We start from the raw sequence: 12894 nt of genomic DNA, 5'->3' as shown, positions 1-12894 counted from the left end.
TATATTCTACTACATTCAGCAGTAAAATGCAAGTTTTTTTTTTAATTTTTTTAGTACTTTGTATTTTTTCAGAACTTATTATAAAATTCCCGGTTTATGCCATCTTTTTTTGAAGTAACTTCTTCCTGCGCTCTGCGGGGGAGACAAGGTGCTTTCTCTGTGATAGGCGCTCCTTTACGCACCTCCGTATTTACACAGGCAATATTTTCTCCGCAACAGCGTAAAAACCTCATAAAAAATCATACAATAAAAAAAATTGTAAAATTAGAATACCACATCCTAGAATTATGATATAATAATTTTATAAAATTTCGAGAAAATTCAAATCATATATAAAAGCAAAATGAAAGGAGGATTATTTAGTGAAAAAAGGATTAAAAGTGGTCTGTTTCATTGCAAACAATTTTGAGGATTTGGAATTGTGGTACCCCGTTCTAAGGCTTCGGGAAGCAGGTGTAACCGTTCATCTGGTCGGAGAAAAAGCCGGCGAAAAATACATCGGGAAATACGGCGTACCTGCCACTTCCGATTATGCGTTTGGGGACATCGCCATCGAGGATTACGACGCACTTCTGGTTCCGGGCGGCTGGGCTCCGGACAAGCTCCGGCGTTTTCCGGAAGTGATCGAGATGGTTCGCGCAATAGACAGAGAAAACAAACCAATCGGTCAGATTTGCCACGCAGGCTGGGTTCTGATTTCCGCAAAAATACTGAATGGAAAGAACGTCACAAGCACGCCGGGTATTAAAGACGATATGGAAAACGCGGGAGCAAAGTGGCTGGACAAGCCCGTGGTTGTGGATGGCAATATCGTTTCCAGCCGCCGGCCGCAGGATCTACCGGGGTATATGAAAGCTTTTCTTTCCCTTCTTGAAAAGCGTTATCCGGATTCATAAATACGAAATCTGACGATTAAGATACTCGTATTTCACCGCCAAACAAAATACAAAAAAGGACGAACAAAGTATGATAAAAACAAACGAAGACGGCACGCTTGACATGAAGGTGCTCGAAATAAGCGATATCATCGACATCTCTTTGTTGCAAAAATTCCAGGATAATTTTGCAATCGGTATGAATTGTGCCAGTGTGACCGTAGACCGTAACGGCACCCCGGTAACAAATCCCAGTTCCTATACAAGATTTTGCGACGGATTTGTCCACCAGTCTCAAATTGGTGACCGCCGCTGTGCCGAATCCCACCACCGCATGGGCGAAATGGCCGCCCGCTCCGGCAGGCCGTTTGTCGGACAATGCCACGCGGGTCTGATTGATTTTGCCGCACCGATCATCATTAACGGCGAACTGATCGGAACCGTTTTGGGCGGACAGGTACTTTCGGAAAACCCCCGGGAGGAGCATTACCGCAAAGTTGCAAATGAAATTGATGTTAGTGGGGACGGGTTGGTCGAGGCGGTAAAAAAGATCAAGGTTACGGATATGAAAAGCATCAGCGCCGCCGCGGAAGTTTTGTTTATTGTCGTCAATGCACTCGCCAAAAACGGCTATGCAAAAATTGAGCTTGAACATCTCGCTAAGCTTTTGGCAAATAAATTCATCGAGATTTCGTCCACTCTGGAAGAACTTGCGTCCTCCGCGCAGAATATTACGGAACGGCAACAGGACCTGAACGAAGAGATTTCGCAAGTGGAAACCATTACGGAAGAAATTAATGATGTTTTGAAATCCATCACCCAAATCGCATCCTATACAAAGATTCTGGGCATCAACGCATCCATAGAATCGGCTCGCGTCGGGGAGGCTGGAAGAGGATTCGACGTCGTTGCAAAGGAAATTCAGACCTTGTCCCAAACTTCCAACGATACGGCCGAACATATCATGAAGCTAACAAAGAAGATCAAGGAATCCATCCAAGAAACCGTAAACAACTCTAATATCACTTTACATACGACCCAGGAACAGTCAAGCGCAATGGAGGAGGTTTCTGCCGTGATACAAGAATCCGTTCATATTGCCGATCAGCTCAACAGTCTAATGAAGCAAAATTAAGGAACGCCTGCCGAAAACGGCAGGCGTTCCTTAATTGCGTTCATTCTTTTGCGCCATACTCTTTTTCATATCTTTCAATGCATACTCGTATGATCTTCTTCGCTTCCTGCGCGTCCTGTATATGCTCAACAGCCGTAGCTTTTCCTTCGAGCTGCTTGTACACGGAGAAAAAGTGCGACATTTCTTCAAGCACATGTTTCGGCAGTTCCGTTATATCGTGATAGGCGTTATAGGTAGGGTCATGAAAGGGAACGGCAATAATTTTCTCGTCCACAAACCCGCTGTCCAGCATTGCAATGACACCGATCGGGCGACACCGAACAAGAGAAAGAGACTGTATATCCTCAGTACAGAGCACAAGAACATCCAGAGGATCACGGTCTTCCGCTATCGTGCGAGGAATAAACCCGTAATTTGCGGGATAATGCGCGGAAGTATAAAGAATTCGATCCATATAGAGCGTACCCGTACCTTTATCAAGTTCATATTTCGTTTTACAACCTTTCGGAATTTCAATGACCGCGCAAAAATCGTCTGTCTGGATTCTTTCTTTGGAGATATCGTGCCAAATGTTCAAAAATACCCCTCCAATATTCTTTTCGATGCCCCCTTCAAACGGGGTTTGAGTATGGCTATTATAGCTAGTCTGAGCGGAGAGCCGAGAAGCCGCCCCTCTTTCCCCCTCCCCGGAGTAAACAAAAAAGCTGATGCCTGCTGTGTATGCCACAGAAGTCATCAGCTTTAAAAGCAATTTTAGCATTCGCTATGGGAGAACTTCATTCCCAGTAAGTATTCTATCATAATCCAATAAAATGTCAATGTATTTCGGAGACAATCTGAACACACTATTCAATCCCCAGTTCTTTCTCACGCTTTTTCAATATTTGAAATGTTTCCGAAAAATCAAGGGTTGCAAAGTAATCCATCGGGGTTTCCGCACGCCGGATTAATTCAACAGGCCCGTCCTCTTTCAGGAGCAGCTCCGCAGAACGCAGGCGACCGTTATAATTGTACCCCATGGCGTGCCCATGTGCTCCCGCGTCATGTATTACCAGCAAATCGCCCTTATTGATTTTCGGAAGCATACGGTCAATTGCAAATTTGTCGTTGTTTTCACACAGGCTCCCAGTAATATCGTACCGATGGTCGCAGGGCGCGTTTTCTTTGCCCATAACCGTGATATGGTGGTACGCCCCGTACATTGCCGGGCGCATCAGATTTGCAGCGCAGGCATCTACGCCGATGTATTCCTTGTAAATATGTTTTTCATGGATTGCCGTTGTGACAAGGCAGCCGTATGGCCCGAGGATGTAACGCCCGAGTTCGGTGTAAATATCCACATTTTTAAGTCCCGCCGGAACCAGAATTTCTTCGTAGGCCATTCGGACGCCTTCGCCAATTTTTTCAATATCCGCCGGTTTCTGTTCGGGGCGGTACGGAATGCCGATTCCGCCGGACAGGTTAATGAAGGACACGGCAATTCCCGTCTGCTTGTACAGGTCAACCGCCGTACGGAATAAAATACCCGCCAGCGTCGGATAATACGCGTCATCCGTTGTATTGCTTGCCAGAAAGGCATGCAGACCGAACCGTTTCGCTCCATACGAACGCAGCTTGAGAAACCCTTCCTTCAACTGGTCGTAGGGGAACCCGTATTTTGACTCACCCGGATTATCCATAATTGCGTTGCTGATTTGGAAGGTTCCGCCGGGATTGTAGCGGCAGCAGATAGTTTCCGGAATACCCGTGGCTTCTTTCAGATAGTCAATATGCGTAAAATCGTCCAGGTTAATGATTCCGCCCAGCTTTTTTGCCAGCACAAATTCCTGCGCAGGCGTGTCATTGGAAGAGAACATGATATCGCTTCCGTGGAAGCCCACCGCGTCCGCAAGCATCAGTTCTGTTAAAGAAGAACAGTCCGTACCGCAGCCTTCTTCCTTCAACAGGCGAAGCAAAAAAGGATTTGGGGTTGCCTTTACCGCAAAATATTCCCGGAAACCGGGATTCCAGGAAAAAGCCTTTTGCAGCCTTCGCACATTTTCCCGAATTCCCTTTTCGTCGTAGAGATAAAATGGAGTGGGGTATTTTTCAGTAATTTTTTTTAATTGTTCTAGTGTAACAAACGGCTTCTTCAAGAAAATCAACTTCCTTCCATCATTGTGATCAGCGTAATTTCATTTTTCAATGCTTCTTTAAAAAGCTCAATCAGATTCCGTTTTTGGGAGTACAGGCAGGTTGATTCGGATCCTGCCGCGGTGTCCCCTGTCAGTACGTTTTTCGAGTCCGCAATCAGCCGGATTTGGTGCTGCCCGGTTTTCGTATGATAAACCTGCGCCCCATCCAACGCAAACGGCGGGTCGGTGATAATCACGACTTTCAACCCCCGAGCGACAGCCCCCTTGATCTGGGGCATCAGCTTTGAAAGCGTCTGCCCGGAAACGGCGAGATAGACCCGCTCCTTCGCCTTGTCAATCATGTTTTTCATTTTGTCAAAAATATTTTCTTCGCCCTTTACGGTGATATAACCCCCGGTTTCCTCCCTTTGCTCCGGGAGAACCTGCGTAAGCAATTGTGCGTATTCCTGCATGCGGCGAATCCGGTTACCGCAGAATTCCTCCGCCGGAACCGGAAGGTAGTGGGTTGCGGTATCCTCTTCTATAAACGCCGCGCCCTTTTCCACAAGGCCGGCGAGCGCCGTATACGTATTCGAGCGCGAAATCCCCGTCGCCTTCGCCGCTTCGTATCCCGTCATCCTGCCCTCGGAGCAAAGCATGAGGTAGAGCACCGACTCCTGACGGGTCAGCCCGAAATAGCCCAGCATTTCAGCGGCATCCATGCAATCCCTCCAGTAGTGTTTCTTTATAGGAACACTATAACCGCTTCCGGGCAATTTGTCAATAGCGTATCATACAAAATATCCGCCCGGCGTGAAAAAACAGGCAAAAAAGCTGGGGCGTATTCCGCCCCAGCCGTCATGATTGCAATCGCAAAAGCGGCTATGGTTTCCCATAGCCGCTTTAGATTTAGGAATCATCAGCTTTCAAAAATTTTGTCGTGAATTTTCTTTTCCATATTTCCAAGCGCTCCGGCATTGATTTTCGAAAGAAGCCCCCGCTGTACTTCGTCGTAATACCGTTTCGCGCGGGCAAGCTGTTTTGTTGCCTTTGCGATTTCCGCCTTATAGTCCGTCATGATCGCGGCAATCTCCGAGCGGTGTTTCTCATCCGTTTTCTCCGCAACCGCGGTCTTGTAAATATCGATGACCTCGTCATCGGGGCGGGACGGGAAGTATTCATGCGGCGACGTGCTGTCGAACACGCACAGGCCAAGCTCTCTTAAAACAATCATGTCCACGCTGTTCGGGTCAAAGGCGCAATGGTATACCTCTGTTTCATATCCCGCGGCGCAAGCATACTCGGCAATCTTTTTTAAAAACGTGGACTTGCCCGTTCCGGGCCGCCCTTTGATAAAATACCGCTTTGCAAGATGGGATGTAAGGCTGTCGATATAGTCAAGGGAACCGTCCATGGTTGCCGCGCCGAAAAAGCGATGAATCTGCTCCCCTTTTTTCGCAAGCGTATTCCCGCCGATTACCCTTTCAATCGTATCGGATGCCAGCTTGTTGGCGGCAGCAAAATCCATATTCGATATATAAATCTGCTCCCATCGGTCATGAATTTCCAGCGCCGCGGCAAAATGGCGGCGGGCCGCCTCCAGCCCTGCAAAAGTCTGGTGCAGGTTTTCGTCATTCAGAATTGCAGCAACGCTGAATTCTTCTTCATCATAAAGCGGAAAGTTGATAACACCGGCGCTTTTTTCCGGAACGATCACGCCTTCCAGCGAATTGTCCAAGCAGTTATGAATCAGCTCGACATGAAAATTTTTTTCAAGCGCGTCGGCGCAAATGTTCCCGACAATATCCGCTACTGCAACGGACGGATAACCGTCTAAGCGGACAACCGTACGCAGGCGGCTGAAATTTGACTCAAAAAAGCTCGCATAGCCCCTTGCGCTATTGGACCGGATATAATAATTTAACGTATATTCGGGCAAAATATCCCCTCCTCACTTATCATGCCGGCTTATTCCATGATGTACGAAAGGAAACTGCTCGCATGGAAAGAACGGCATATCTATCAAATTATATGTCACAGCTTTTATTCCATGCATAAAAACAGCGAACCCGTTTTTCAGGTTCGCTGAATATTTATTTCTTTTTCTGTTTTTCTGCGATATCCCTTGCGGCAACAATGCCGGTCACAGAAGCCTGCATCAGACCCCGGGTGATTCCAGCCCCGTCTCCCACGGCGTACAGATTCTTAATCGCCGTTTCAAAATTATTCCCAACGGATATCTTCGAGGAATAGAATTTCACTTCTACGCCGTAGAGAAGCGTATTTTTGGAATACAGTCCGGGCGCCAGCTTATCGAAGGCCCGCAAAGACTCCACAATGCTTGTCAGATGGCGATGCGGCAGCACAAACGAAAGGTCGCCCGGCACCGCGTTTGTAAGGGTCGGAATCGTCGTGGACTTTTTCAGCCTTGTATAATCCGTACGCCTGCCGAGGAGCAGGTCGCCAAGCCGCTGCACCATAATACCGCCGCCGGTCAGCATATTGCCAAGCTGCGCGATATAGCGCCCGTATTCAATCGGCCGTTTGAACGGTTCCGTAAACTTGGTGGAAACAAGCAGCGCGAAATTGGTGTTTTCGCTGTGCTTATCCTCATCCGCATAGGAATGCCCGTTCACAACCGCGATTCCTCCGTCGATTCCCCCGTCGTAATGCTCCTCGCTAACAATCCCGCCGGGGTTCATGCAGAAGGTGCGAACCTTATTTTCAAACGTATCCGAGTAATAAACCAGCTTGGCCTCGTACAGATTCTTCGTCAGGTGATCCATCACCGCGTTCGGGACCTCTACACGCACGCCGATGTCCACTTCGTTATTGATGGTAGCAAGATTATTCTCCTGCGCGATACGCGCAAGCCAGTCCGCACCGCCGCGGCCCGGGGCGATAACGACATAAGGCGCGCGCACCAGGGTGCGTTCCCCCTTGGAATCAACAAGCCATACGCCCTTCGCCTTTCCGCCCTCCACTTCAATCGTATCCGCCGTAGTATGCTCGCGGAATTCAAAATTCGGACGGCTGGAAAGATAGCGGTACATACCGCGCAGGACTTCAAAGGAATATTCGGTTCCCATGTGGCGTACCGGGCAAGGGATCAGCCGGATGTTCTCCTTGCGCGCCTCATAGGACACTTTTTCCGCGAATTTGTCGCTTTTTCCAAACACCTTACACGGCGCTCCATAATGGAGATAGATCTCATCCGCATAATGAATCAATTCCCTTGCTTTTGCAACCGGCATATAATCGGTGATATTGCCACCGACTTCCTCCGAAAGGGAAAGCTTTCCATCGGAAAACGCGCCGGCACCCGCCCAGCCATTCATAATATTACAGGTAGGACAGTGGGCGCACTGTCCGGAAGTCCTTGCCGGGCAGGCGCGGCGGTCTATCGCGCTGCCAGAATCGACAAGCAGAACCCGTTTTTCAGGGGCGAGCTTATCCATTTCCAGGGCAGTAAAAATGCCGGCTGGGCCGGCTCCGATTACTATAACGTCATAATCAAACATATTTTCAACCCCACGTCTTAATTTTGAGCAAAACATAGGTATTATACCATTAAAAACAAATTTGTCAAATACTTTCTTCAATCATCCGGGAGAGTGTCCGCTCAAATGCTTGGTCATCCTGTTTGGTACGTTTTCTGATTTTTCCGGTTCTTCCACCGGCGCGCCGCACTTCCTGGCCGAGCGCGCGTTCGAAAAGAAGACGGTCCATGTTGGAATTGTCGTAAATCATCCCATTCTGGTTCAGCACCTTCGCTTCCTTGGCAAGGGCCATTGCCGCCACGCCGAAATCTTGGGTAACGACGATATCCCCGGCTTCAATCAGGTTGACAAGGCGGATATCCGCGCTGTCACGCCCCTTGTCAACGGTAATAACAGTGCTGTAACCGTCATGAATCTCGTGGCTGGTATCAATCAGCATTGTGACCGGAAGGGCTTTTTCACGCGCCAGCCGAACGATAATTTCCTTTACCGGGCAGGCATCCGCATCCACCAGAATTTTCATCGACCCATCGCCGCCTTCAAAATTATGCCATTTTATTATAGCACAAATCCCAAATTTTTTTTAATTATAACAGTATTGTAATGAATTTGTTACAGTTTTAATACTTACATTGACATTTGTATACCTCCGGAATATGATTTATTGGTAAACGTATACCCGAAAGAAGGAGATTTATGCGAAAACCCGCCCTTTTACTCTGGCTCGTCTTGTGCATGATCGCTCTTGCCGCATGTACGGCAAAGGCAGAACCTTCTTCCGTGCAATTGGCATTATCCGCGCCTTTGGAAGACGCTGCTGCGCAAACCGTCTATACAAACGAAGAATTGGGATTTTCCTTTGCAATACCGGACAGTTGGGAAACGGAAAATTATAAAGCTGTCGTCAGCGAAAAAACGCTGAAGGATGGTTCAAAAAAGACCACCATCTCTTTTGAGTTTCAAGGGGATGCGGAAAACCCTTTGCTCTCCATTTCTCTTGTTCCTAAAAAATCATGGGAGTCGGCTAAACACACAGCAAAACCGATCTATCTTGGCACAAGGGGAAATACTGTCTATATTGGTAAACTGCCGAAGGAATGTCCCTACGACGTAGGAACGAAGGCGGATCTGTACAACAGCATGATCCTCCCGACGGAAGAAGTAAAGAAACGGTTCAAAATATTAAAAAATACCGATTCACAATAACAGTAAGCTGCCAAGGACACTGGCGGCTTATTTTTATAAGATCGCGATGATTTCGTCCAGCGTTTTAACACAGGCGTACAGCATTTTATTCAGTTCAGAATTTGGCTTTACCATATCCGGCACCATTACCGTTTTCATGCCCGCGCGGTAAGCCGAGGTAATGCCGTTGAGGGAATCCTCAACCGCCATACATTCTGTGGGCGGAACCTGAAGCGCGGCCGCCGCTTTCAGATAAATATCCGGGTCCGGCTTGCTTTTTTCCAGCATATCCCCGCACACAATCGCGTCAAAGTACGGAAGCGTATTCGTGCTTTTCAAATGGTGCAGCGTGGTTTTCCTCTGTGTGGAGGTTGCAACCGCAATTTTATAGCCGTTCGCCTTCAGATAATCCAATAAAGTGTAAAGCCCCGCTTTCACCGGAACCCCATTTTCCGCAAGGTATCCCTTGAAGTATTTGGTACCGAGTTTGATAAAGTCCTCATAAGGGAAATCCTTGCCATAGGCGTCTTTGAAGGCTTTTTCCACATATTCATACGTGAAGCCCATAATCTGCCCGTAGATTTCATGAGCGTCCGCGCAATGAAGCTCCTGCCCGGCTTTTGCCCAAGCCTGCATCTTGACGCGTTCCGTGTCAAACATTGTGCCGTCCATATCAAATATGACTGCTTTGATCATTGTATCAACCTCACCATTTATTTTAAGGGCGCAAGCAAGTTCTGTCCGTTTTGAATTTTGCTGTAATTATACAATACCCCATCGTCCAAGTTCAGCCGGATGTGCGCGGAAGCGGCCTTTCCCAGCCTTTCTTCGTACTGCTCCAGCCGACGGAGCCGTTTCACCCGCGCCGCTGATTTTCCCTTGGATTCCCCGCGGTTAAGCCCTTTTTCCAGCCGCTGCCGCGCTTCCTCAAAATAACCCAGCACGTTACAAAGGGTATTTTCGTGATATGAATGCATATAGCAAAGCACCCGGCACCCGCTGCCGTTAAAAAGCCAGTAGATCGGCCTTTTTTTATACAGCCTGCAATGTTCCTGGTAAAAGGAATACGTATAATACGCCCGTATCTTTTCCAAAGGGCTGCCGCTGCCGTCCATGGCAGAGGTAAGGAATTCCAGATTTTCCTGCAGGAACGCCTCCCCAAACACGTACCGGATGAAAGCGACCACCTTCGCCACAAGGTCATCCGGTATCTCGTTGCAAATCGGCACCGCATCCGTAACGTCGGTATCGTAGCCCGGTACAGGAAAGCGGCCGAAGACACAGCCAACCGCAAAATGGAGGAAGCTTCGGGTGTCCCGGGCAAGCGCGGCGCGTCGGACGGTAATGTCCCGTTCTTCCACTTCCGGGGTCAGGCTGTTCTGCAAGCCGTATATGCCGATGAAAATACGGTTGATCTCCTCTTCATTTTCCTTCAGCCGCTGAAACCGGCACTCCGCGTATTCCTTCCACGCGACATAAGCATCTGCTATTTTTCCGCTTCCGGACCTAAATTTTAAAAACGGGTGCGTTTCGAAATTCCAGCTTGTTTCGGAAAAATCCCAATCCGCTTTGGAGATCGCAATATTTTCGCGGACAAGCGCGTCTATCCGGGACTTCACGCTTTCATCAATGCGGAGCGGAAGCTGCGCAATGTTCCCCGCCTGATAATTTAACGTCGGGTTAATTAAATTCAGCATTGCAAACGCGCATTTGCTGGACAAAAAGCCCAGCGCGTAAAGGACATCCTCCCTGCGGTTCATAAAAACCGAGGAACCGGCAATGTCAAACACAAAGCCGCCGGGATAATAACGCACGCCGAATCTGGATGAGCTGACGAAAGACCATGAAATACTCGGCAAAAAATAATAATCCTGCCCGGGGAAAACCGCGGATTGCCCGGACTGCACCCGGTATTTGCTGATTTCCTCCCCGAAATTTTGAAAATTCACAACATACTCCTGATTTCCGTACCATTTCCGGAACCCGCCGCCCTTATTGTAAGGATACCATTTCAGCGGACTTTTTTCACAGTCCTCCCTGCCGGAACAGTGAAAATGGATTTCTTCGCGCGGCACCTCAAACCAATAGCGCAGGAAGCGTTTATTGTTGCAGGTAAAAAGACCGTTGGTTACGGCAGCGTACGCGCCGATACCGGAGGTATTGGCGAAAATTTCCCCGTATTCCCTGTCCACCCAATACGCGATCGGCATTCCGGGGATTCTAGTAAAGCGAGCCGACGGTGTTTCATAGCGGTAAGGGCACCGGGGATTCCGGGAAGCTTCGATCGCCTTTTGCTTCTGCACCTCCATACCGCCGCGAAAATCGGACAACCTTAAGTAAACGCCCGGCCTCGTCTCTGGCCCGTTTTTCAGGACAAAGGTGCAGACCGGCACGGTTGCTTCCTCAAACGCGGAATACTCCAACTGGATAAGGGAAGATATGGATTTCTCCCGTAGGATGTATTCCCTTAATTTCTGATACGTTTTAATGAACATCCACACAAACGGGGACATAAACGCGCAATACCCGTTTTCTGTGCAGAATCCGAAATTACGGTATAAAAACACCGCGAACAAATCGCCGGCATATGCATGATAGTGGCGGTTGACATACGCTTTCAGCTTCGTATTCATCTTATAAAGATACGGGGGATTTGTCGCCACAACCGGATAGGTTCCCGCCATTGCCCGCGCCTGACGGATAAGCGGCGGCAGCTTTTTCAGCGTATCCTCCCGGAGAGCCGGGGAAGGCAAACCGCCACATTCCCCCTGCCGGATTTCTTCCAAACGACGGTCAATGCGTTCAAAATGCAGGGAACCGACCGAAATCAGGCTGCCGTATTCTTTGGCGTCCCAAAAAGAAGCCGTTAAGCTCTGCATGTCCTCCTGCAGTTCTTCATCCCCATCAGCCACAAAGGAAAGCAATTCTTCGCTGATTCCGTTGCTTTCCTGAATTGGAAACAGATTGAGCGGTATTTTTCGGTTAAGGATATCCGCGTTATAGCTTCTTGCTTTCATGAAAAGGGCAAAATAAGCCAATTCATACGAACGCTGATCCACATCAAGACCGTAAAGATTATGGCGAAGAATCTGCTCGGCTGCGTCATAAGCCGAATAGCCACATTCCCGGTATATTTCCACGAGTATCTCAAAGGCGTAAACCAGGATATGCCCGCTGCCCATGCAGGGGTCGAGGATTTTTATTTCCTGCGGGGAAATCTCCTGTCCCGCCGCTTCCTCCCCGCCCCCCAGATAATAGAGAAGCTTCTCCTTCAACGGGCTTTTGGGGTGGCGTTCCAACCAGTATCTGCCGAGCGAATTGTCAACCATGCTGCGCACAATCCAGTCGGTCGTAAAAAATTGGGTTGCGGCGGGGACATCCTCACGCTTTACCCGCCCGCCGTTCAAGCCGGTTACTGCATTCTTCCGGTCATCGTTATAGTACTGGTAAAGCCAGCCGACGATTTCAACCGCTTCGCGGAAATCCTCTTCGGAAATACCGTCGACCAGCCTTCGGACAATCCCGTTTTTGTCCTGGAAGGACAGTTCCAGCAAAGCGTCCAGATACCCGCATGCACTCCTGAAATAATCCGGCAGGATTTCAGCAAGGGAACGGCAGCAATCGATAAACAGCGAGGTAAAAAGCGCGTCGGTTTTTTCTTTCTGCGGCGCGGCAGCAACAATATCCGGAAGAATCTGCCCCGGATTTTTCGAAGACAGCACGCGCACACCGCCGGGCAGATACCCGTTGACTTCCATAAAACGAACGCCGATGATCCGTTTAAACCAGATATAGGACACTTCCTCCGCGACGACATCGAGCCCCTTTTCCGTAACGTCTGCCGCAAGCTCGGCAATCAGTTTTCCGCTGCCAATATTGTCCGTAATCCTTTGGGCGACCGATGCAATGAGCTTCCTTCTCGCATTGATTGCAAACGCCTTAATCGCCGTCTTATTCACTACATCGATACCTCCCCAGACTGATAAACATATCATACCATACCCTATTGCAATTTCAAAGAAAAATCGTAAGGCAAGGCGTTCTCCCTGCGCCTGCGCAATGAGAAAGAAGCAATTGACCTCCAC

11 protein-coding genes and 1 riboswitch are annotated in these 12894 nt (G+C 48.7%); of the genes, 3 read left to right on the top strand and 8 right to left on the bottom strand.

Annotation, left to right across the window (positions count from 1 at the left end):
* The first annotated feature begins 362 nt into the window (after nt 1–362).
* Both P9B68_RS04140 and P9B68_RS04135 read left to right on the top strand, forming a co-directional pair.
* A complete protein-coding gene (locus P9B68_RS04140) occupies nt 363–896 on the top strand; it encodes a type 1 glutamine amidotransferase domain-containing protein (protein WP_135659728.1) in 534 nt (177 codons plus the stop codon).
* A 70-nt stretch (nt 897–966) separates the two neighbouring features.
* Complete coding sequence (locus P9B68_RS04135) at nt 967–2010, top strand: PocR ligand-binding domain-containing protein (RefSeq protein ID WP_135659729.1); 1044 nt, start codon at nt 967–969, stop codon at nt 2008–2010.
* A gap of 40 nt (nt 2011–2050) precedes the next feature.
* Here P9B68_RS04135 and P9B68_RS04130 read toward each other — a convergent pair whose 3' ends face one another.
* The 6 genes from P9B68_RS04130 to P9B68_RS04105 all read right to left on the bottom strand — a co-directional run bounded on the left by P9B68_RS04130 (nt 2051) and on the right by P9B68_RS04105 (nt 8147).
* Nucleotides 2051–2587, bottom strand: coding sequence for an inorganic diphosphatase (locus P9B68_RS04130; protein ID WP_135659731.1), 537 nt, complete (start codon nt 2585–2587; stop codon nt 2051–2053).
* Between the two features lie 142 nt (nt 2588–2729).
* A riboswitch (Fluoride riboswitch) is annotated at nt 2730–2803 on the bottom strand.
* A gap of 52 nt (nt 2804–2855) precedes the next feature.
* A complete protein-coding gene (locus tag P9B68_RS04125) occupies nt 2856–4145 on the bottom strand; it encodes a diaminopimelate decarboxylase (RefSeq protein WP_135659732.1) in 1290 nt (429 codons plus the stop codon).
* Between the two features lie 5 nt (nt 4146–4150).
* Nucleotides 4151–4846, bottom strand: a complete 696-nt coding sequence (locus tag P9B68_RS04120) for a TrmB family transcriptional regulator (RefSeq protein ID WP_135659734.1) — start codon at nt 4844–4846, stop codon at nt 4151–4153.
* 197 nt (nt 4847–5043) lie between these two features.
* Nucleotides 5044–6063: a hypothetical protein gene (locus P9B68_RS04115; RefSeq protein WP_277668499.1), complete on the bottom strand. Its 1020-nt coding sequence runs from the start codon at nt 6061–6063 to the stop codon at nt 5044–5046.
* 154 nt (nt 6064–6217) lie between these two features.
* Nucleotides 6218–7645, bottom strand: a complete 1428-nt coding sequence (locus P9B68_RS04110) for an NAD(P)/FAD-dependent oxidoreductase (protein ID WP_277668498.1) — start codon at nt 7643–7645, stop codon at nt 6218–6220.
* Nucleotides 7646–7709: 64 nt separating this feature from the next.
* A complete protein-coding gene (locus P9B68_RS04105) occupies nt 7710–8147 on the bottom strand; it encodes a YaiI/YqxD family protein (protein ID WP_135659751.1) in 438 nt (145 codons plus the stop codon).
* A 173-nt stretch (nt 8148–8320) separates the two neighbouring features.
* Here P9B68_RS04105 and P9B68_RS04100 point away from each other — a divergent pair, with 173 nt between their 5' ends.
* Nucleotides 8321–8830, top strand: coding sequence for a hypothetical protein (locus tag P9B68_RS04100; RefSeq protein ID WP_135659755.1), 510 nt, complete (start codon nt 8321–8323; stop codon nt 8828–8830).
* Nucleotides 8831–8863: 33 nt separating this feature from the next.
* Here P9B68_RS04100 and P9B68_RS04095 read toward each other — a convergent pair whose 3' ends face one another.
* Both P9B68_RS04095 and pglX read right to left on the bottom strand, forming a co-directional pair.
* Nucleotides 8864–9505 carry an HAD family hydrolase gene (locus P9B68_RS04095; RefSeq protein WP_135659759.1) on the bottom strand — a complete coding sequence of 214 codons (642 nt, stop codon included), beginning with the start codon at nt 9503–9505 and terminating at the stop codon, nt 8864–8866.
* A 17-nt stretch (nt 9506–9522) separates the two neighbouring features.
* Nucleotides 9523–12768, bottom strand: coding sequence for a BREX-1 system adenine-specific DNA-methyltransferase PglX (gene pglX / locus P9B68_RS04090; RefSeq protein ID WP_277668497.1), 3246 nt, complete (start codon nt 12766–12768; stop codon nt 9523–9525).
* Nucleotides 12769–12894: the final 126 nt, after the last annotated feature.

The sequence above is a fragment of the Caproiciproducens galactitolivorans genome (genome assembly GCF_029266045.1).
In the GTDB taxonomy this organism is placed as follows: Bacteria; Bacillota; Clostridia; order Oscillospirales; family Acutalibacteraceae; genus Caproiciproducens; species Caproiciproducens galactitolivorans.
The sequence above is the reverse complement of the archived record's forward strand: the minus strand, read 5'-3'. Positions and strand labels throughout refer to the sequence as shown.